21 protein-coding genes and 1 riboswitch are annotated in these 20518 nt (G+C 41.7%); of the genes, 18 read left to right on the top strand and 3 right to left on the bottom strand.

Translation table 11 applies throughout. The features are described from left to right. Window positions 1-15 precede the first annotated feature (15 nt). The 13 genes from AC58UW_RS08580 (at window position 16) to AC58UW_RS08520 (ending at window position 11624) form a co-directional block, all read left to right on the top strand. Window positions 16-1167 carry a glycosyltransferase family protein gene (locus tag AC58UW_RS08580; RefSeq protein ID WP_497420271.1) on the top strand — a complete coding sequence of 384 codons (1152 nt, stop codon included), beginning with the start codon at window positions 16-18 and terminating at the stop codon, window positions 1165-1167. Window positions 1168-1169: 2 nt separating this feature from the next. After that, a complete protein-coding gene (locus AC58UW_RS08575; protein WP_497420270.1) occupies window positions 1170-2171 on the top strand; it encodes a glycosyltransferase family 2 protein in 1002 nt (333 codons plus the stop codon). A gap of 47 nt (window positions 2172-2218) precedes the next feature. Continuing rightward, a complete protein-coding gene (locus AC58UW_RS08570) occupies window positions 2219-3469 on the top strand; it encodes a glycosyltransferase (RefSeq protein ID WP_497420269.1) in 1251 nt (416 codons plus the stop codon). A 1-nt stretch (window position 3470) separates the two neighbouring features. Beyond that, window positions 3471-4685 carry a beta 1-4 rhamnosyltransferase Cps2T gene (gene cps2T / locus AC58UW_RS08565; protein ID WP_497420268.1) on the top strand — a complete coding sequence of 405 codons (1215 nt, stop codon included), beginning with the start codon at window positions 3471-3473 and terminating at the stop codon, window positions 4683-4685. Window positions 4686-4700: 15 nt separating this feature from the next. Next, entirely contained in the window at window positions 4701-5594 is an 894-nt protein-coding gene (rfbA, locus tag AC58UW_RS08560; RefSeq protein WP_497420267.1) for a glucose-1-phosphate thymidylyltransferase RfbA, read from the top strand. Window positions 5595-5656: 62 nt separating this feature from the next. Beyond that, entirely contained in the window at window positions 5657-6679 is a 1023-nt protein-coding gene (locus tag AC58UW_RS08555) for a hypothetical protein (protein WP_497420266.1), read from the top strand. A gap of 186 nt (window positions 6680-6865) precedes the next feature. Continuing rightward, window positions 6866-6955: riboswitch (cyclic di-GMP riboswitch) on the top strand. Window positions 6956-7010: 55 nt separating this feature from the next. Continuing rightward, window positions 7011-7229 carry a hypothetical protein gene (locus AC58UW_RS08550; RefSeq protein WP_497420265.1) on the top strand — a complete coding sequence of 73 codons (219 nt, stop codon included), beginning with the start codon at window positions 7011-7013 and terminating at the stop codon, window positions 7227-7229. 489 nt (window positions 7230-7718) lie between these two features. After that, window positions 7719-8702, top strand: coding sequence for a stalk domain-containing protein (locus tag AC58UW_RS08545; protein WP_497420264.1), 984 nt, complete (start codon window positions 7719-7721; stop codon window positions 8700-8702). A gap of 128 nt (window positions 8703-8830) precedes the next feature. After that, a complete protein-coding gene (locus AC58UW_RS08540; RefSeq protein ID WP_497420263.1) occupies window positions 8831-9262 on the top strand; it encodes a hypothetical protein in 432 nt (143 codons plus the stop codon). A 172-nt stretch (window positions 9263-9434) separates the two neighbouring features. Continuing rightward, window positions 9435-10358 (top strand): NAD(P)/FAD-dependent oxidoreductase, encoded by a 924-nt coding sequence (locus AC58UW_RS08535; RefSeq protein WP_497420262.1) that lies wholly within the window; start codon window positions 9435-9437, stop codon window positions 10356-10358. Between the two features lie 28 nt (window positions 10359-10386). Further along, entirely contained in the window at window positions 10387-10626 is a 240-nt protein-coding gene (locus AC58UW_RS08530) for a glutaredoxin family protein (protein WP_497420261.1), read from the top strand. A gap of 42 nt (window positions 10627-10668) precedes the next feature. Then, window positions 10669-11235, top strand: a complete 567-nt coding sequence (locus AC58UW_RS08525) for a peroxiredoxin (RefSeq protein WP_315955284.1) — start codon at window positions 10669-10671, stop codon at window positions 11233-11235. A 122-nt stretch (window positions 11236-11357) separates the two neighbouring features. Then, the gene (locus tag AC58UW_RS08520) at window positions 11358-11624 is read left to right on the top strand and encodes a hypothetical protein (RefSeq protein WP_497420260.1); all 267 of its coding nucleotides are present in this window, start codon (window positions 11358-11360) and stop codon (window positions 11622-11624) included. A gap of 65 nt (window positions 11625-11689) precedes the next feature. On the opposite strand, the gene AC58UW_RS08515 is transcribed toward AC58UW_RS08520, so the two are convergent. After that, window positions 11690-11818 carry a hypothetical protein gene (locus tag AC58UW_RS08515; protein ID WP_497420615.1) on the bottom strand — a complete coding sequence of 43 codons (129 nt, stop codon included), beginning with the start codon at window positions 11816-11818 and terminating at the stop codon, window positions 11690-11692. Window positions 11819-12083: 265 nt separating this feature from the next. Continuing rightward, window positions 12084-12320: an AbrB/MazE/SpoVT family DNA-binding domain-containing protein gene (locus tag AC58UW_RS08510; protein WP_497420259.1), complete on the bottom strand. Its 237-nt coding sequence runs from the start codon at window positions 12318-12320 to the stop codon at window positions 12084-12086. Between the two features lie 264 nt (window positions 12321-12584). Here AC58UW_RS08510 and AC58UW_RS08505 point away from each other — a divergent pair, with 264 nt between their 5' ends. The 3 genes from AC58UW_RS08505 (at window position 12585) to AC58UW_RS08495 (ending at window position 16970) form a co-directional block, all read left to right on the top strand. Further along, a complete protein-coding gene (locus tag AC58UW_RS08505; protein WP_497420258.1) occupies window positions 12585-13901 on the top strand; it encodes an ABC transporter substrate-binding protein in 1317 nt (438 codons plus the stop codon). A gap of 80 nt (window positions 13902-13981) precedes the next feature. Further along, a complete protein-coding gene (locus AC58UW_RS08500; protein WP_497420257.1) occupies window positions 13982-14773 on the top strand; it encodes a Nif3-like dinuclear metal center hexameric protein in 792 nt (263 codons plus the stop codon). A 142-nt stretch (window positions 14774-14915) separates the two neighbouring features. After that, window positions 14916-16970 (top strand): alpha-glucuronidase family glycosyl hydrolase, encoded by a 2055-nt coding sequence (locus AC58UW_RS08495; RefSeq protein ID WP_497420256.1) that lies wholly within the window; start codon window positions 14916-14918, stop codon window positions 16968-16970. Between the two features lie 186 nt (window positions 16971-17156). Here the strand turns inward: AC58UW_RS08495 and AC58UW_RS08490 are convergent, their stop codons facing one another. After that, the gene (locus tag AC58UW_RS08490; RefSeq protein ID WP_497420255.1) at window positions 17157-17825 is read right to left on the bottom strand and encodes a hypothetical protein; all 669 of its coding nucleotides are present in this window, start codon (window positions 17823-17825) and stop codon (window positions 17157-17159) included. A gap of 805 nt (window positions 17826-18630) precedes the next feature. Between AC58UW_RS08490 and AC58UW_RS08485 the strand changes: the two genes are divergently transcribed. Together AC58UW_RS08485 and AC58UW_RS08480 are read left to right on the top strand one after the other, a co-directional pair. Continuing rightward, on the top strand, window positions 18631-19593 hold the full coding sequence (locus AC58UW_RS08485) for a carbohydrate ABC transporter permease (RefSeq protein WP_497420254.1): 963 nt from the start codon (window positions 18631-18633) through the stop codon (window positions 19591-19593). Further along, window positions 19590-20432: a carbohydrate ABC transporter permease gene (locus tag AC58UW_RS08480; protein ID WP_497420253.1), complete on the top strand. Its 843-nt coding sequence runs from the start codon at window positions 19590-19592 to the stop codon at window positions 20430-20432. The genes AC58UW_RS08485 and AC58UW_RS08480 overlap by 4 nt, the downstream gene beginning before the upstream one ends. Window positions 20433-20518 lie beyond the last annotated feature (86 nt).

Below are 20518 nucleotides of genomic sequence, written 5' to 3'. Positions count from 1 at the left end.
GGAGGTGTAATATTCATGAAAATTGCATATATTGTAAACGATCCCTCCCCTAAATATGATGGAGTTAACAAGAAAATTATAAATACAGTTTCTAAGTGGAATGAATTAGGGGGAACTTCTAAACTATTTATCTTTGTACATGAAAATTATAATGCTCCTGAACAATTTACTAATAGTCCATTTGTAGAAATCATTAGATACAAAAAAAGAAAGGATTTCTATTTTTCTAAGGTACTATTTAACCCTGTAGAAACATGGGACCCTGATATATTTTATGTGCGAGGATTAACTTCCCATTACTCCAAATCATTTAGAAATTTAAAACGAAAAAAGGGGATTACGATACAGGAAATTAACACTAATGATGTTGCGGAGATAACAAATAAACTTAAGATATCAATTAAATCCTTCAAAATAAACGAAATCAGATGGACTCTATTTTATTTATTAACTAGAGGCTATTTATTGAAAAAAGTTAACGCATTTGTTCTTTTGAATAATGAATTAAAGAAAATTGTACCGGTAAACAAGCCGATATCTGTTATAGGTGACGGAATAGATTTAAAACAATATCCTGTTTGGAAGGATAAGAAGAGCTTCCAGATGAATAGTATTAATCTCGTTTTTATGGGTACATCAAATTACACGTGGTATGGACTTGATAAAATAATCTATATGGCTAACAAGATGCCAAATTATAAATTTCATTTTATCGGAATAACTGATGAGATTCTTAAAGATTATACAAGTGTTAATAACAATATAAAATGTTATGGATTCTTAAATAAGGAATCTTATGAAATTATTCTTGAGGAAATGGATGTCGCAATTGGTAGTTTATCTATGCATGCAAATCAGATGAGTGAGGGATCACCTTTGAAAGGAAGAGAATACCTTGCATATGGTTTGCCAGTAATTATAGGTTATAAAGATACGGATTTTTTTGAGGAAACTCCTTCTTATTTATTAGAATTGCCGAGTACCGAAGATAATATTTTAAAAAATATGGAGAAAATATCCGATTTTGTTGAAAACTCAAAAAGAATTCGAATTGCTAGAGACAGTATTATGCACCTTGATTACGACGTAAAAGAAATAAAAAGGCTAGAATATTTCAAGGGATTCTGGTCGGAAAATAATCAAAAAGTTAAGTTGGCAAGGAGCTAATTATGCCTTTAGTTACTGTATTAATGCCAGTTTATAATGGAGAAAAATATATAGCAGCAGCAATAGAAAGTATTTTGAATCAAACATTTAGGGATTTTGAACTTTTAATAATAAATGATGGTTCAATCGATAATAGTGAAAAAGTTATAAAATCTTATAGAGATCCTAGAATTAAATTGATAAATAATGGTGAGAATATTAAACTAATTTCAACATTAAATAAAGGCTTAAATATTGCCCAAGGGAAATATATTGCAAGAATGGATTGCGATGATATTAGTGTACCTGAAAGACTAGAAAAGCAAGTGAATTTTATGGAACAAAATACACATATATCAGTTTGTGGAGGATGGGCACAAACCTTTTCTGATCACAACTATCATAAGAATAGTGTTTATAAAATGCCTTCTACCTCGGAGGAAATAAAATATCATATGCTGTTGAGATGTTCCCTAATTCATCCAACAGTTTTGTTGAGAAAAAACGATTTTTTGAAGAACGATTTATTTTATGATAAGGAATATGAGCACGCAGAAGATTTTGACTTGTGGAATAGGGCGGTCAATATACTAGAGTTTTATAATATACAAGAAATTTTATTGAAATATAGATTATCGCCTAATGGGATAAGTAGAAAACATTATCAGAAACAAAAAATTAATTCGGCGAAGATTCGTTCGAGGATATATAGGAAAATGAATATTGATATTGGAAATGAAATATTTGATGTAATTAATACAAAATTAAATAATTTGATTGTAATGGAAAGTAATATTTTAAAGTTAGAAAAGGAGCTTATTAAAACAACTAATGAACCAGAGAAAATAGACTTTATTAAGAATGCTCTATTTGAAGAATGGTTTGAGCTATGTAGGAATTCATCAAAGAATGGATTAGCAACTTGGTTAATTTTCAAAAGATCTAATCTGAGCAAAGTTAACCGAAAAACTAAAAAACTAAAATTGTTTATTAATTGTTTATTAAGAAAAGATACAGTTTCTTAAAATCCAGGAACTAGATATACTAATCCAGGGAATATAAAGGTGATTAGATGAAGATTTTACTAATTAATAAATTTTACTATATTAAAGGTGGTAGTGAAACATATTTTTTTGGCTTGAAAAAAATGTTAGAAGACAATGGACATGAAGTAATAGTATTTAGTATGAAGAGTAATCAGAATGAGGAAAGTAGATATGAGAACTATTTTATTGAGAATGTAGATTATCAGCAAGGTGGAGATATAGTTAATAAAATCAAAAGTGCAGCTAAATTAGTTAACTCAAAAGAGGCATACAATAAGTTATGCAAGTTAATTGAGGATACCCGCCCAGATATTGCTCATGTTAATTTAATTTATCATCAACTAACACCTTCCATATTTCACTCGCTAAAAAAATATAATGTTCCTACTGTGTTTACATCACATGATTATAAATTAATATGTCCGAACTATAAATTATTTAATAAAAATGAAATATGTATGAAATGTATTAGTGGTAAATTTATTAATTGTTTTGTTAATAACTGCCATAAAGAATCTAGGGTGTCAAGTTTACTTTTATCCATTGAGGCATATTACCACAAATACAATAAATCTTATGAGCTAACAGAGACCATTATATGTCCAAGCAAGTTTATGTATGATCAACTATTAAAGTCTGGAATTTGCAATAAAAAGTTAATACATCTTGCTAATTTTATAACAACAAATTTTTCTAAAGGATTAGTTCCTGATTTTGAGAGAGACAGGAGTATTGTATATTACGGTAGGCTCTCTCCAGAAAAAGGAATTGATATATTATTAGATGCAGTAAAAAAAATAGACGACAATTCAATGATTTTGAAAATTATTGGTACTGGTCCAGATGAGGAGAGACTAAAAAAAAGAGTTAGCGATGAACAAATAAATAATGTATTATTCCTTGGTTTTAAAAATGGAACTGAATTAGTCTCTGAAATTCAAAGATGTAGAGCAACAATTATTCCAGCCATGTGGCATGAGGTGTTTGGTTTAACGATCATTGAGTCTTACTCTTGTGGAACTCCAGTAATTGGTTCAGATGTTGGTGGAATAAGTGAACTAATTGAAGAAGGTAATACAGGATATTTATTTGACAAAGGCAATTCTGAAGAATTAGCTGTTAAAATTAATAAATTATTAGATTTAACCGAATCACAATATAAAATTATTGTGGAGAATTGCTTAGATAAAAGTAAGGAATATACTCCTGAAGGCTATTACAATCAAATAATATCGATCTATGAGCATCTCATAATCCGAAAAAAGGAAGAAAGTTAATATGAAAAACATATTCATAATAGGCTCAAAAGGAATACCCGCCAAATACGGCGGTTTCGAAACATTCGTAGAACAACTTACCATGCGGCAGCAAAATGGAAATATTCGTTATCACGTATCATGCTTGGCAGATAACAACGAAGAATTCGAACATAATGGTGCTCGATGCTTTAATGTGAAGACCAAGAAAATTGGTGGGGCGACCGCGGTACTGTATGATGTTTTGAGCATCCGCAGATGCATTGATTATATTCGCAAACACAAATTAATAAATTGTACCGTATATATATTGGCCTGCCGGATAGGGCCTTTTTTTTATTTCTATAAAAGGCAATTGGAGAAAATGGGAGTTACGGTTTGCGTAAATCCTGATGGTCACGAATGGAAACGTAGTAAATGGAATGCCGCTATAAAAAAGTATTGGAAAGTGTCAGAAAGTTTGATGGTTAAACATGCGGATCTATTGATCTGTGATTCCAAAGGTATTAAGAGCTACATACAGTCAGAGTATAAGTCATACAACCCTACTACAGCTTTTATCGCGTATGGTGCAGATATGGAAGGATCAAATCTATCAGATGATTCAGAGAAACTACAAGTTTGGACTGCGCAGCATGGTATTAGAGTTAACGAATACTACTTAATAGTAGGAAGATTTGTACCGGAAAATAACTACGAATTAATGATTCGTGAATTTATGAGGTCGAATACAAAAAAAGACTTAGTCATTATTACAAATGTGGAACAGAATCAATTCTTCCAAGGTTTATCGGAACGCACGCAATTTAGCGCGGATCTTAGAATAAAATTTGTTGGAACTGTTTACGATCAAGAGTTGTTGAAAAAGATTCGGGAGCTGGCGTATGGTTATTTGCATGGCCACGAAGTAGGAGGGACGAACCCTTCATTACTGGAAGCTTTGGCTTCAACCAAGTTAAATTTGCTACTAGATGTTAATTTTAATAATGAAGTGGCTTTGGATGGGGCTGTTTATTTCAATAAACAAAAAGGCTCACTTGCGTCAATGGTTAATCAGATGGATCATTTTTCTCCTGAAATGATTGCTAGTTTATCATATAAGGCAAAACGACGGATCGACCAAGATTATTCTTGGTCAAAAATAGTAAATGAATATGAACAACTCTTCTTAACAACTGAAGTTCAGATGAGTAAATCGTCTGTAATAAAAGAAAGTCCAAAACTTATTAAGCAGTAAAGGAGTCGTTCAATTTTGAAAGGAATTATTTTAGCCGGTGGAAGCGGAACGAGATTATATCCACTCACTAAAACGATATCGAAGCAGTTGCTTCCTATATATGATAAGCCTATGATTTATTACCCATTGTCTGTTTTGATGTTAGCTGGAATCAAAGATATTCTCATCATTTCTACCCCAGAGGACACCCCCAGATTTAAACAATTATTGGGGGGTGGTGAGGATATTGGTATTTCTCTTTCCTACTCGGTTCAACCTTCTCCAGATGGGATTGCACAAGCCTTTATTATTTCTGAAGGCTTTATTGGCGATGATTCCGTCGCATTAATCTTAGGCGATAATCTGTTTTATGGTCACGGACTTACAGAAATGCTTCAAAAAGCGACTGATCGGAGCAGTGGAGCGACAGTGTTCGGTTATTATGTGAATGACCCGGAGCGATTCGGTGTCGTTGACTTTGATGAAAGAGGAAAGGCCATTTCGATTGAAGAGAAACCCAATATACCTCGGTCGAATTATGCAGTCACTGGACTTTACTTCTATGATAATAAAGTTGTTGAGATGGCCAAGAGAATTAGACCTTCCGCTCGTGGTGAACTTGAAATAACTGATATTAATAAAGAGTATCTGCTTCTAGAGCAGTTAAATGTTGAGATACTCGGTAGAGGGTATTCTTGGCTGGACTCCGGTACACATGAATCTTTATTACAAGCTTCACAGTTCATTGAGACCATAGAGAAGAGACAAAGTTTAAAAATAGCATGTCTTGAGGAAATTGCTTTTAATAGAGGATACATATCGCGGGAGCAGCTTTTAAATTTGGCAGAGCCTATGATTAAAAATGAATATGGTAAGTATTTACTGAAAGTAGCCAACCAGGCTGTGAAAAGGAAGCCTATTTATGTCTGATGAGGAAATATATTAAAAATTGAAGTTATGTTAGAACTGCAAGAAATGAGGATGTACCTATTGTGAAAAAATTAAAACCTTGGATCCGCTGGACTTTATGGATAGTTTGTTCGGTATCTATCATATTATTTGTGGCAATAGGATATATTTATTACAAAATTCATTCTATTCAAGTGGAAGATGTGTTGAGACGACACGTACCTATTAGCAATAATGTCGTTGGAAAACAAGGAGAAGGGTTAGAAGATGGTAACAAAACATATTCTGCGACTCTTCCTTCTTTTATTTCTTCCCCTGTTGATAAAGCTAATGAATTTGCATCCAAACCCATCCAATCGCAAGATGCATTAGATGCAGCGGCTATCCTACTCAAATCAGGTCTTAGTCTGAAAGAAGTATATTACTTAACAGGTCAGGCAAGTGATAATCTTTCAAATAATGAAAAACAAAAAATCCGCGATTTACTTCTTTCTAAGCTTACAAAAGAGGAAATAGAGTCACTGAGAGCGATTACTACACCTTATGGAAAGGAGTTAAAAATACTTGACCCTAATTATCCAATTGAGTTAATTGGCGTGTATGACCCGGAAGAACGCAAAAAAATCCTTAGAGAGTTACAGGACAAGGGAAATTCGCAGAAAAGCCAACAAGTCCAACAGACGAATAATATACAAGAGAGTTCTGTTGAAGATGAAAAAGACCAGTTAACGGTTCAACTCCCGCCGTCGCCTGCTCCTACAAATCAGAAGATAGATCCAGCACTTCTCGAAACTTATAACTCCAAATTAACTTCATTGAAAGCCAGCTGCCAAGGAAATATCAACAATCTTGTTTCCGGTGTGGTAAGTGCGAAGAAAGGAAACAAAGATTTAGGTCTTAAAGAACTACAAAGCATGTTTATGCAAAAGTTTGTGGATGCGGAGTCGAAGTGCGATGCTAGCTTTAATGGGATTCTCTCGGATTCAATTAATGCGGGAGTAGGCTCTGCTGAGATTGATGGGTGGAAACAAACCTATTATTCTATGAAGCAAGCAGCGCAAAGTAGTGCAATTGGTCAGATAGAGAAAGCTCTTACAGCTAAGTAGTGCTGAGAGCTCACATGGAAACTGTAGGTGAATCATCATGGTAGGAACTTTCTCGGTATTAAACGGTGGGTGCTGACTTGTATAGTACTTTTGGTTCATTGTTGAATTGAATTAATAGTTCTAATGGCTGATGTCACATTTGTATCGTTTGCTAAAATAATCCTATATACGACAATCACATAAATCGTAAGACAATGGCAAAATTGATGAAAGTCAGTGACGCAAAGCTAAAGGGACTAAACTGGAAAATAACCAGTATGTCAGCCAGCTATCGGATACGGCCTCCGTCTGATTCTTATGTGGAACAAACTATTGGGAGGTAGAGTAGAATATGATTTGGATCATATTAAGTATTCTTTGGATTGTGGGGTGTGTTTTTTATTTTAGTTTATTTGCAATTGCTAAACGAGCAGATCTGATGGCTGAGGCTATGTTTGTAAATGAGATTCATGAACATGTTGGTTCCAATTCTAGTACTCATTGTTCGGCAGAAGAGGGTCAGCGATTTGAAATAGGAAATGAGAGCATTAGAAAAGTCTGTTTATTATAAAATTATTGATTAAGCACCCTATAGGGTGCTTTTTTATGTTTAAGCCTTTTTTAAGAAAGGAAAGTTTACAGGTATTTTGTTAGTAAATAGATAATTACAATCCACAATGGGATTGTAATTAGCAAGCCCCATAAACAGCCTTTAAACAGAAAAATGTGATCACTTTTGTTTTCATCGATACCATTGACCAATATGTCGCACCTCATTGTTTTATGCTTAAATACATTTGAATAGACGTATTAAAAAGAGATGTAGTATTTAACCAATGTAAGCAGCTAATGTGGTAATTCTCATAATTGCTCCTTTTTTCCTGCAAATTTAGATCTCATTTTTAAAATAACTATTTTATGATTAAACAAAGTGATATCAATACCACTTAGAACTTAGGATAGTACTAACTACCTATGTGTTGGCTGATGAAAAATTGATAGCAACCATTTTCAAAAAAATACGTTACAACCCAAATAACTAAACGAGGTGTCCATCTAGGTGAAAAAACATATCAAAGCAGCAGCAGGATTATCATTAGCTCTATTAATGGGAATGAGTACCGTGGCATCCGCCGCACAAACACCTGTTGATGTGGATGTATATCAAGTCCCAATGCACTTCACATTCGACGGTAAAGAATACGCGCCGCCGGAAGGTCAAATGGGTTTTATCTATGAAGGCAGTACTTATGTCCCGATCAGATTCATCTCTTATTCTTTGGATAAGGCAGTGAAATGGGACGCGGATACATACACTGTCACGATTTCCGAACCTAAAGAAACAGACAAAATTAACATCAAAGAGTACAAGCTCAACACGCAGGTTTATTCGAAAAGCAATGAAAAGGTAGACAAAACAAAGTTAGTATCCAGCAAACTAAATGTATACAAGGAGAAGGTTGCCTTTATTTTCGATGGTGTCGCGAAGAGCCCTTCTGAGGATTTACCAGGTTATATCTTCGACAGTAGTCTCTATGTGCCTATTCGTTTCTTCTCTGAGTCTGTGGGCAAAACGATTAGTTGGGATCCTGTGACCTATACGGTTTCAGCTGTGACGGCTCCGGATAAGAAGGATCCTGAGGTGAAGATACCGGAGACTCCTAAACCGGATCCTCAAGCTCCAGCAGCTGGAGGCGGAGGTGTAATCGGTGGTGGTGGCAGCGGAGGTGTAACGAAACCTTCGTATGATTCGATTACATCCGATACGGTGGCACAGTTATTACAGCTTCAGAAGAAAAGCCAGGATGAACTCACAGCGCTAAAGGATCAATATAAAATAACAAAAGATCAAAGTTTACTTGAAGAGGCAAATTCGAAAATCGCTCAAACGGATGAGGTTTTCAATCAAATGATGAACGATTTGACCACGAAGTTATCGGATAATGGATATGATACAAAGATTGTTGATACGTTTAGGGATGCCTATGAACAAAAAAAAGCGAGTGCTGAGGCAGATGCAAAAGCGGATGTCGAATTCAATTAACTAAGTAGCCGGGAACCTTCTGTAAATAGAGGGTTCCAGGTTTATTTTTCGCCCAATTTCAGCGAACTATTCACCAACTAGGCATTCACACACATACAGTGTATTAGGCATTTCAACTATACAAGAATGTGAGTGATCCTTTAATGACGAGACCTGAAGAACAAGAATTTCGTCCGCCGGTTGGTGGCGGTTTACATGGCGGAGGCATCGGACACGGTGGCATTGGTGGCCCTGGGCATGGCGGTATTGGCGGTGTTGGTGGAATCGGTGGCCCTGGGCATGGCGGTATTGGTGGTATTGGTGGCATAGGGCACGGTGGTATTGGTCATGGCCCTGGATTCGGACCTGGATTTGGTCACATTGGCCCCGGTTTCGGCGGCCCTGGATTTCATGGCGGTTTCTACCCCGGCGGCGGTTTCAACAATGCACTTCCATGGGTAGTAGCCCCACTTCTATACGGTGCGGCTGATCCCTACTATCCATATCCTCCTTACGGATATCCTTACCCCTACCCGCCTAATCCTTACTATCCATATGCCCCAGGCTATCCTGGCATTTAACACGATCGTTAGAACCGAGGACATTCTCTGAAGAGAATCCTCGGTTCTTTTTCTTATTTATAATAATTATTAAAAAGTATTGACTTTCATTTTAATTTATTTATAATAATTATTATCTGATATCGATTATCAGTGGACAAGCAGTTGAGCGGATAGAAAGGGTGCAGCGGCGATGTACGATGTCATTATTATTGGAGCAGGTCCGGCAGGAGCTTCAGCTGCCATATATACATCTAGAGGGAACTTGAAGACGCTGGTGATTGACAAGGCGCCGAACACGGGAGCTTTGGCCATCACGCACAAAATTGCGAATTATCCAGGCGTGACTGGAGAATTGTCAGGCAAGGATCTGCTGGATACGATGCGGGAGCAAGCAAAAGGCTTCGGCGCTGAATTCATTCAAACGACAATTACGGCTGTAGATGTGGAAGATGAGACGAAAGTCGTGTTTACGGCGGACGGTATGTATGAAGGCAAATCAATTATCATTGCAACGGGGTCGAAAGGACGCAACCGTATGCTTCCTGGTGAAGAGAACCTGCTAGGGCGTGGCGTTAGTACATGTGCAACGTGTGACGGAGCTTTTTTTGAAGGAAAAACGGTCGCTGTCATCGGTGATTCGGAAGAAGCGCTGGAAGAAGCCCAAGCATTAAGTAAATTTGCTGAAAAGATCCACTTCGTGGTACCGCGCCCCGAGCTGCAAGGCGTTCATCATACCCCGGAGATACCGGGAACGGACATCCTCTATAAAGCCAAACCGCTTGAAGTGATTGGCACCAATAAGGTAGAGGGACTTCGTATTCGCACAGGCGTTGGTACGGAGGAAGTTCTTGAGGTGGATGGCGTTTTCGTCTTCTTATCAGGCAGCAAGCCCGGGACAGACTTCCTGCAGGGCCAAGTTCCGCTGGATGAGGAAGGCTTTATGATTCTCGACAGTTCGATGCAATCATCGGTTCCAGGCGTTTTCGGCGCAGGAGAAGTTAGACGCACACCTGTTAAACAAGCGGTCGTTGCGGCAGCGGATGGGGCAATTGCGGCCATGGCTGTTGATAAATTTATTAATAAACGGGCCCAATTGATCCCGCAATATAAATAACCTTTAACCTACGAGGAGATGAAATCATATGTCTAATGTCATTGTTTATTCAAGCACGAATTGCCCTTACTGCCAGCAGTTAAAAAAATACTTAACTGATCAGCAAGTCGCCTATGAAGAAAGAAATATTGATTTAAATGATCAATTTGGTCAAGAGCTTCATGATATGGGCATGATGTCGCTGCCGGTAACGGTGATTGGCGAACACAAAATTCTAGGTCTCAACGTGACCAAACTCAAAAAAGCTTTGGCTGAAGTAACTGTCTAACTCATAAAAATAAAAATAGATATATAAAGAGGAGAGCGAACCATGACACAATTAACCGTACAACCTTCCCAATCTTTTGCTAAAATAGGGCTGCCAGCACCAACTTTTTCACTGCTGTCCACTAAAAATATGGAAACTTTAGAAGAAAAAATTTCACTTGAGGACTATAGAGGCAAATGGCTTGTTTTCTTTTTCTGGCCTTTCGATTTCACCTATGTATGTCCAACAGAAATTACCGCTTTCAGCGACAACTATGAGGAGTTCCTAGACTTGGATTGCGAAATCGTGGGAGCATCCGTGGATAGTGTGTACACGCATAGAGCCTGGACACAAACGCCGCGTGATCAAAGCGGTATCGGCCCCGTGAAATTCCCGCTTGTCAGCGATTTCTCCAAAGAAACAGCACGCGCTTATGGCGTATTGGATGATGAAACAGGCGCAGCTCACCGCGGTTTGTTCATTATCGACCCAGAAGGCGTACTGCGCTACCAAGTCGTTACAGACATGAACGTTGGACGTTCTGTAGACGAGACGTTGCGTGTGCTTCAAGCGCTTCAAGCCGGAGGACTTTGTCCGGCGAACTGGAAACCCGGCGATAAAACGCTATAATTTTAAAATGAGAAAGCCCCAATCCATATGTTATCCTCGGATTGGGGCTTTCATGTGCATTCAGGGCCACATTTGCAGTATAATAGAAAGGCAAATGAGGCGAAGACAGAAAGGTTAGATATATGATGCAGTCCATTTCGGACAAACTATTTATGGGTTCTTTGATTTTACTAATGATTTCCGTTGTGGTCAGCGGAATTGGGTTTCAATTCGTGAACTGGCGCTCACAAGTTACAGATGAGTTAGATGCGGAGACGAATTCTAGTTCTGCCCGGAAGAAGGCAGTCATGGAACGTCAAGATAAGAGCTTAAAGCGTGTGCTGCGTTCCTATTTATTTTGGATCGCGATTGCAGGTATGCTCGTATCCATCCTACTCTCTCGATTGTAAGCTCTTTTAATACAGAAAAAGGCGTATAGCGGCTCTAGGAGCCAATGCTATATGCCTTTATTCATTTATCCGGAATCTCGCGCGATGAAGCGTGACGAGAGGATGATTTTCTCAGCTTGTCTCCCTGGGTGTTTAAGCCGGTACAGGAGTGTTTCCACTGCACGAATACCGAGCGATTCTTTCGCGAGCTCAATGGTGCTAAGAGGCGGATGCGCATAACTGTATATTTTGTGTCGGAGTACAGCGTAGATACAGAGATCGAAGTGAGAGATCCGGGTACAAGCTGCAGCTATGCCTTTGAGCTTGAAACGGAACGTACAGTCATGTTTGCAACAGATCGGGAAGGTGTATTGTTAGCTGTGTATCGTCCGAATCAAGTGAACGTAGAAGTGAAGTAAATAAAAAAGCCTCTGTGCCGCAGCAGCTGATGACAGTCAGCTTAACGGACGGAGGCTTTTTTTAATTAATTTCATCAACGCAGGAGCTGCAAACCATTTTACCTTTGAAGTAGCTCATGTTCTCGAAATTACCGCAGAACACGCAAGCAGGCATATACTTTTTCAATGTGATACGCTCCGGATCGACATAAACTTCAATCGCGTCACCAATATCAATGTGCAGCGTGCGTCGAAGCTCAATCGGCAAAACGATGCGTCCTAACTCGTCAACTTTCCTTACAATCCCCGTTGATCTCATGCTAAACAGCCTCCTAGACATTTTGGGTTTAATCGTTTCATTAATTGATAACTACTATTATTCCACATTTGAGCTTGAATTCCTTTTATTTACTTGAAGGTATTATGTTAAACTTTGCATAAGAATCAGAGGTTGCCTATAATGATGATCATTATCGGGTAATTTTAAAATAAATCGTGCATCTCTCTTATATAAAGCATAATCCACTATTGGTACTATAAATGTAAGCAAAACATCACTGACGAAGTAGGGGGATTACACACGATGATTAATTGGAAGCGTTCTCTAGGAGTTGTGTTAGCGACCGCGTTGGCCGGGTCTCTAGTAGCCTGCGCAAACGGCGGCAATACAAATAGTAAGGCAGATTCACAAGGTACAGCGGCAGCAACAACAGCTGCGGCATCGAATGAACCGGTGAAATTGCGCATTATGTGGTGGGGAGCGACGGTTCGTCATGAGGCGACACTCGCTGCATTGAAATTGTATACGGAAAAGCACCCGAACGTTACTTTTGAGCCTGAGTATTCCGGTATTGACGGATATTTGGACAAGCTGTCTACGCAAGCAGCTGCCAATAATGCACCGGATATTATGCAGCTTGATCCAGGCTGGATTTCGGATTGGGCGGGCCGCAATCAATTGGCTCCGCTGACAGGTGTTGATGTGGCTAAAATTGATACAAAAGTATTGTCCGGTGGCCAGGCTGCAGGCAAGCAATATGCTATGCCGTTAGGTTCAGTAGCATACGGGATGGTCTATGATAAAGCTGCCATGGACAAGCTTGGCTTGAAAGCACCGCAAAATGGCTGGTCATGGGATGATTTCTTCGCGCTCGCGAAGGAAGCAAAAACGAAACTTCCTGAAGGTCAATACTTCACGAAGGATTATGCTGGTGACTATTTCGCTTACTCCGCATTCCAATATGCGAAAGGAAAAGGCATGGTCGTATCGGAGACGGGGAAATTCAATGTTGATCAGGCTACCTTCTTAGAGTGGACGCGTAATTTTGATGAGATGCGCAAAAATGGCATCGTGCCACCTGCGGATGTGAACTCCTCCGATAAAGAGTTTGATCCGAAAATGGATTTGATGGTTAACGGTAAAATTTTGTTCCGTATGGGCTTTTCCAGCAACTACGGTTCATGGGATAGCTTGAAAAAGGGCGCTTATGCACTCGTAACAATGCCTCGCACGGTTGAAGCGGGCGGCTGGTTGAAACCATCCTTGTACCTGGGCGTTTCCGCAACATCCAAGAAAGCGGAAGAAGCAAAAAAATTCGTGGATTGGTTCGTCAACGATCCGGAAGCTGCAAAGATTTTGACAACCGTACGCGGTTTGCCAGTCAACAAAGAAATTGCTGCCTCGCTGGAGTCCAGCATGAGCGACGTAGACAAAATTGGATCTGAGCTCCTGCACGCAACCGAGAAAGACGGTCAAACGTGGAATCCAGGCGTCAAAGGTTGGACGAATTACATCGACAAGGATTGGCCGCTTGTTCGTGATCAGCTAAGCTTTGGGAAATCGACACCAGAGAAAGCTTTTGAACAATTGAAAGTGGCTGCACAAGCATACGAGAAATAAGGCAAAAACGAGTCCGGGACATGCCTGTTCCGGCTCTTGCTGTTTTTTGTACAACTCGGAAGAGAAAGGGGGTTATGGTTATGGCGATCCGTGTTCAAGATATCCTGAATCAGTTAATCGAGCCGGTTGGACGGCTAGATGTGACGGTTGACACACTGAAATCCGGTGATCCGTCGATGGAAGTAAAGGGCATTGCAACGACGTTCATGGCAACACATTATGTGATTCAAAAGGCTATCGAGATGGATGTGAATTTGCTCATAACGCATGAAGGCACTTTTTATCATCATCATGACCAGATTGTGATGCTTTCAAATGATCCCGTTTATCAAGCGAAGCAAAAACTTATCGAGGATTCTGGGATTGCCATCTTCCGGTTCCACGATTATTGGCATCGATATCGGCCGGATGGCATCATGACTGGCTTAATTCAAGCTTTAGAATGGACACCCTTTGTAACGGAAAATAGACCTGCAGCCTCGTTGCTGACGGTTCCACCAATGACGGTGAAGGAGCTTGCCCTGTATGTGAAAAATAAGCTGGGTATCTCTTTTGTCCGAGTTGCCGGAGATGGGTCAATGACTTGCACGCGCATAGGGCTGCTTGCGGGGTACAGAGGCGGGGGAGGGATGGCTATTCCTCTCTTCCAGGAAGGTGTTGACGTGATCATCGCGGGGGAAGGTCCCGAATGGGAAACGCCAGAGTATGTGCGTGATGCCGCTCACCAAGGGAGAAAGCTGGCTTTAATTGCACTCGGACATGCTGAAAGCGAGGAACCGGGAATGAAATATTTGGCAGAGATGATGGGGGCGTTATTTCCCAGTCTGCCTGTACATTTCATATCGGAAGTGCCGGTTTTTCAATCGGTTTAGTGGGCCAGACAATACACATCAATACGCACAACACAAACATACAGACACAATAAACATACAGACACAATAAACATACAGACACAACAAACATACAGTCATTGAAATATTAGAATAGTCATTACAGGGAGAGGAAATTTTTCTCATGAGCGATATAAAGGCGCAACAAACTGGCTACCAGGCGTGGCTAGAATATCATACAATAACACCCGGCGAATTAGTTGAGCAATATGCGGTGTACAGTGGAATTGTTTGTACGGAAAAGGATGAAGTGATTCAGTCGGCCGTCCTGGAACTATCCCGCGGCATCAGCAAGATGTTGGGTAAGGAGATTGGCGAAGGCAGAGCTGTTATTGCGCTGGGCACATTTGGCGGCGGTAATGCGCTGGTAGATCGCGCATTTGGCCAAGAGACTCGATCAACTGTTGTGCATGAAGGTTTCGCGATCAAAACGGATCAAGCAAGCGGAAATATAGTAGTCGGTGCTTCATCGGCATCTGGTGTTTTGTATGGCGTCTTTCATCTACTTCGACTGTTCAGCACTCATCAATCAGTGAAAGCGTTAGATGTTATTGAAAACCCAGTGAACATGCTGCGCATGATCAATCAATGGGATAATATCGATGGTAGTATTGAACGGGGCTACGCAGGCAAGTCGATTTTCTTTGAAAACAACCGCATCACGGAGGATCTGACACGTGTTCGCGATTATGCGAGGCTGCTAGCTTCTTCGGGGCTCAATGCGATTTCCATGAATAATGTGAACGTTCACCAATGGGAAACGAAATTCTTGACTGAGGAGTACCTGCCGGATGTTGCTAGGGTAGCAGCTGTCTTCCGTTCATACGGCATCAAGCTGTTCTTGAGCGTCAACTATGCCAGCCCGCTTGAAATTGGCGGCCTATCGACAGCCGATCCTCTCGATCCTGCTGTACGCGAATGGTGGCGTGTTAAAGCAGCTGAAGTGTACGCCGCGATTCCTGATTTCGGCGGCTTCCTGGTGAAGGCGGATTCGGAGAATCGCCCAGGTCCATTTACGTATGACCGCGATCATGCGGACGGCTCGAATATGCTGGCGGAGGCGCTTAAGCCTTACGGCGGCATTGTGATTTGGCGCTGCTTCGTATATAACTGCAAGCAGGATTGGCGTGACCGTGCGACCGATCGGGCACGGGCGGCGTATGATCATTTTAAACCGCTGGATGGAAGATTCATGGATAATGTCATTTTGCAGGTGAAGAATGGCCCGATGGATTTCCAGGTGCGGGAGCCTGTTTCTCCGCTAATTGGAGCCATGGAGACGACGAATCAAATGATCGAATTCCAGATTACACAGGAATATACCGGTCAGCAGCGCCATTTGTGCTATCTTGTTCCACAGTGGAAAGAAGTGCTCGATTTCGAGACTTACGCCAAAGGCGAAGGCTCCAGCATTAAACGTATTGTCGATGGCTCTTTGCACGGCAATCGATTAAGCGGTTTTGCTGCCGTCTCCAATATCGGTAACGATGTCAATTGGACAGGCCATTTGTTGGCGCAGGCAAACCTGTATGGCTACGGCCGTTTGGCGTGGAATCCAGAGCTGTCCGCTGAAGAGATTGCGGAAGAATGGATTCGCATGACACTTGGCGGAGACGAGAAGCTGGTCAGCGTGGTTATGGGCATGCTCATGGACTCATGGAGCATCTATGAAGCGTATACGTCGCCGCTCGGTGTAGGCTGGATGGTAAATCCAGACCATCACTACGGTCCGAACGTAGACGGTTACGAGTATTCGAAGTGGGGGACATACCACTTTGCGGATTGTCATGGCATTGGTGTCGATCGGACGAAGGCGACAGGCACTGGGTATGCAGCGCAGTACAAAGGCAACAATTACGACACGTACGAGTCGGTTGAAAACTGCCCGGATGAGCTGCTGCTGTTTTTCCATCACGTGCCGTATACGCATGTGCTGCACTCTGGCCAAACCGTGATTCAGCATATTTATAACACGCATTTTGAAGGCGTGGAGCGGGCTGAGCAGCTGGTGACTAAGTGGGCTAACCTGGAAGGAAGCGTGGGCGAGCTGGTGCATAAGCACGTAGCGGATCGCCTTGCGGAACAGGCTGCGCATGCGAAAGAATGGCGCGATATGATCAACACGTATTTCTACCGCAAAAGCGGCATTGCCGATGTGTTGGGGAGAAAGATTTATTAATATTAGTGATGGAGCAGCAGGTTTTGGCTGCTTCTTTTTTATGCGTGTGATGGCTCGGGCGTAATAGCGGGAATCCCGGAAACCCCGGAAAACCCGGAAAACCTACTCTTAATATGTGCTGAAACGTGGGGCAGTTGCGGAAAATAGTAGAAGTCATCGGCGTTAATCAAATGAATTCTGCACTCATCAAAAGTACTCTATCGCCTCCCGGGCTAGTGCATATCGGACGATTCTTTCCTTGCTTCCGCTGAAAGTAGGATGGAGTAGACCTTTCGTGCACATTCTTTTCAATATGAGCACAGTTGTCTTGTGATCGATCTCAAAATGAAGCTCAACATCCTTCGGGCGCAGAGGTCGCGACTGCTCTATTGCCAGTCGAATAATCTCCTTTTCAGCAAGCTGTACGCGTGAAACAGGCTTTTGACTGGGCTGATATTTGCTTAGCACCATACGAAGCAAGGTGATGCATAGGTCTGGGCGCTGCTCAACATCGTCATAAGCAAAGGAAATAACATGGTAATCCATAGCATGAAGAAACGTCTCACGGTTCAATTCGTTGCAGTATTTCTGTCTATCCATGTCACGCACATGCGAAGCGTAGCCTTTGATCTCAAAGAGCAGCTTAACGTATCCCGGCATCCAAGCGAAATCTGCAAAATAGGATCTTCCCCGCCAATCAAGTACTTCATATTCAGGATGAAGATCTTTGAAGTTGCCTCTTAGAGGCCACCAGACGTTCCTTAGAAACAGTATTTCGGCATGTTGGTGCCCTCTTTCCAGTCTGCCCCTACGCTCTCCCGATCTGTTTTCGGTATGAAGGTGAATCAATGTTGCGTGTGCTTCTTCAAATGTCATGATCACAACCCCTTTAGCAAAATAAAAAACGCCCCGAATCCATTCGTAGGAATGGATCGGGACGTGCTTCGTCTCTTATTTCCATTATAGAACAAATGTTCTTTTTTGCAATAGTTTTTTTGAGATATTGACGATCCCATACACATCAACAAAATTCCACACCTCGTCGTTCCCTACGGCTGATATAGAATAAAGGGAAAATCTACCGCTAATTTCATCCACATAGGTTCAGGCACCGAAATAACTGGAAAAACTCCATCTAAATCTTCGATAGTTTGAGAATAAGCCACAATTTGGCTGAATTAGCAGGAGAAATTCCAGTTATTGGGGTTAGAAGTGGTTGATGTGTGCGAATTAGCAGGAGAAATTCCAGTTGCTGGGGTGAGGCGGGTTGGGTGTACTTATTAGTGGTAGAAATTCCAGTTGCCGCGGTCGAAGAGTGTGTGGTACACGAATCAGCAGGAGAAACTCCAGTTACTGGGGTTAGAAGTGGGTAGGGTGTGCGAATTAGCGGTAGAAATTCCAGTTACTGGTGCAGGAGGTGGTTTAGAGGTGGGGAATTGAAGTGGAGTTTCCAGTTACTGCGGTTGTAAGTCGGTCGGAGGCAGCAGTTAACCGGAGTAATCGGCGTTAAGCATATCGTGGTGTACTCTTTCTCCGCTCTATTCCCCTCGCCATCCCTCCACATCTCCGCTTTTCGGGATATTTTGAAAGAATTCGATGATTCCTCTCATTTAGTACCTGGCGCGCAGCCTTTATACTTGAGGTATACAAGCAATCAGACTAACTGCAGAGGTGAACTTACATGAATCGTTCCACAGCCGTTGCCGTGAAAGCCGCTGCGAGCACGAAGAAACGCCGTTCTTTCCTAAGTCGCTGGGACGCGCCAATTGCGGGATATTTATTTATTTTACCGTGGCTGCTCGGATTTTTCGGGCTTACAGCGTATCCCATGTTTTTATCGTTGTACTATTCCTTTACTGACTATACGTTGATGGAGCCCATCAGTTGGGTTGGATTTCATAACTATGAGAGAATTTTTACAGCAGACGCGAAGTTTCTACAATCGGTAAAAATCACGTTCCTTTACGTGCTCGCCTCCGTACCTTTGAAGCTAGCTGCGGCTTTACTAGTCGCCTTACTGTTGAACAAAGCGATGAGAGGGATCTCCGCTTATCGTACGGCGATCTATTTTCCATCGCTGATTGGGGGCAGCATCGCGGTGTCCTTGCTGTGGCGGAACATTTTCGGCGTCGATGGTATTTTTAATGAAATCCTTGCGAAGTTCGGCATTCAAGGAATTGGCTGGATTACTAATCCGAGCACGGCCTTGTGGACGCTTATTTTATTAACCGTATGGCAATTCGGATCTTCCATGGTTATTTTCTTAGCGGGACTCAAACAAATCCCAAATGATCTGTATGAAGCTTCCGGAGTGGACGGAGCGAACCGGTTTGTGCAATTTTTTAAAATTACGCTTCCGATGCTCTCACCGACATTATATTTCAACCTGATTATGGGTGTTATTAGCGCGTTTCAAATGTTCACCTCGGCTTACGTCATAACAAACGGCGGTCCGATGAACTCGACTTACGTCTATGCCATGTATTTATACGAAAGGGCCTTCAGCCGGTACCAATTGGGGTACTCATCTGCGCTGGCCTGGATTATGCTCATTATGATTGTAATCGTGGCGGCTATTATTGCGGGCACCTCCAAATACTGGGTATTTTACGAAACCGATACAGGAGGTAAAAAGAACAAATGACGATCAAATGGAATCAAGCTGTCCGTCACCTATTCATGATTGCCTTCAGTTTATTGATGGCTTATCCGGTCCTCTGGTGGATCGGCGCATCGCTCAAATCCAATAGTGAATTGAGTTCGCCGAACCTTTTTCCTGCGTCGCCGCAATGGAGCAATTTCGTAAATGGCTGGAATTCGGTTCCGGGACATTCGTTCACTGACTTTTACCTCAACACGTTCGGACTAGAAGCTGCTGTTCTTGCCGTAACTTTGATCTCCAGCACACTTGTCGCATTCGGTTTCGGAAGATTGGATTTCCCGCTAAAAACCTTCTGGTTCTCACTGCTAATGGTCACGCTGATGCTTCCTGGACAAGTGCTCATTATCCCGCAGTATGCAATGTTCCATCAATTGGGTTGGGTGAACACGTACTTGCCGTTTATTGTGCCTCATTTGCTCGCTAGCGGCGCCGGTGGAACATTCTTCGTCTTCCTGCTCATCCAATTCGTGCGCGGTATTCCCAAAGAACTGGATGAATCGGCGAAAATAGACGGCTGCTCTTGGTTCGGTATTTATTGGCGAATTGTTATGCCGCTTACGAAACCAGCAATTGTTACGGTCATGATTTTCTGCTTCCTTTGGAACTGGGACGATTTCTTGGGGCATCTGCTCTATATTAACTCGGTCGATAAGTACACCGTTGGTCTGGCTCTCCGGATGATTAATGATTCCCAGTCCGGTCAGGAGTGGGGACAGCTGCTGGCGATGTCGCTTGTATCGATTGTGCCTGCGACACTGGTCTTCATGTTCCTGCAGAAGTACTTTGTCGAAGGGATTGCAACAACGGGCATTAAAGGATAAGATGAAAAACAAATAAGGAATTCATAGAACGGTAAAGCGACGAGGAAGTTCGTTGTTTTACCGTTTCTTTCGCCTAATCGGATACT

It is taken from the genome of Paenibacillus sp. J22R160 (assembly GCF_059692135.1).
The sequence above is the reverse complement of the archived record's forward strand: the minus strand, read 5'-3'. Positions and strand labels throughout refer to the sequence as shown.

Excerpts from the sequence above, each read along its gene's own strand:
- AC58UW_RS08580 (WP_497420271.1), top strand. The coding sequence starts at position 16 with ATGAAAATTGCATATATTGTAAACGATCCCTCCCCTAAATATGATGGA.
- AC58UW_RS08575 (WP_497420270.1), top strand. The coding sequence starts at position 1,170 with ATGCCTTTAGTTACTGTATTAATGCCAGTTTATAATGGAGAAAAATAT.
- AC58UW_RS08570 (WP_497420269.1), top strand. The coding sequence starts at position 2,219 with ATGAAGATTTTACTAATTAATAAATTTTACTATATTAAAGGTGGTAGT.
- cps2T (WP_497420268.1), top strand. The coding sequence starts at position 3,471 with ATGAAAAACATATTCATAATAGGCTCAAAAGGAATACCCGCCAAATAC.
- AC58UW_RS08550 (WP_497420265.1), top strand. The coding sequence starts at position 7,011 with ATGATTTGGATCATATTAAGTATTCTTTGGATTGTGGGGTGTGTTTTT.
- AC58UW_RS08535 (WP_497420262.1), top strand. The coding sequence starts at position 9,435 with ATGTACGATGTCATTATTATTGGAGCAGGTCCGGCAGGAGCTTCAGCT.
- AC58UW_RS08530 (WP_497420261.1), top strand. The coding sequence starts at position 10,387 with ATGTCTAATGTCATTGTTTATTCAAGCACGAATTGCCCTTACTGCCAG.
- AC58UW_RS08525 (WP_315955284.1), top strand. The coding sequence starts at position 10,669 with ATGACACAATTAACCGTACAACCTTCCCAATCTTTTGCTAAAATAGGG.
- AC58UW_RS08520 (WP_497420260.1), top strand. The coding sequence starts at position 11,358 with ATGATGCAGTCCATTTCGGACAAACTATTTATGGGTTCTTTGATTTTA.
- AC58UW_RS08510 (WP_497420259.1), bottom strand. The coding sequence starts at position 12,320 with ATGAGATCAACGGGGATTGTAAGGAAAGTTGACGAGTTAGGACGCATC.
- AC58UW_RS08505 (WP_497420258.1), top strand. The coding sequence starts at position 12,585 with ATGATTAATTGGAAGCGTTCTCTAGGAGTTGTGTTAGCGACCGCGTTG.
- AC58UW_RS08500 (WP_497420257.1), top strand. The coding sequence starts at position 13,982 with ATGGCGATCCGTGTTCAAGATATCCTGAATCAGTTAATCGAGCCGGTT.
- AC58UW_RS08495 (WP_497420256.1), top strand. The coding sequence starts at position 14,916 with ATGAGCGATATAAAGGCGCAACAAACTGGCTACCAGGCGTGGCTAGAA.
- AC58UW_RS08490 (WP_497420255.1), bottom strand. The coding sequence starts at position 17,825 with ATGACATTTGAAGAAGCACACGCAACATTGATTCACCTTCATACCGAA.
- AC58UW_RS08485 (WP_497420254.1), top strand. The coding sequence starts at position 18,631 with ATGAATCGTTCCACAGCCGTTGCCGTGAAAGCCGCTGCGAGCACGAAG.
- AC58UW_RS08480 (WP_497420253.1), top strand. The coding sequence starts at position 19,590 with ATGACGATCAAATGGAATCAAGCTGTCCGTCACCTATTCATGATTGCC.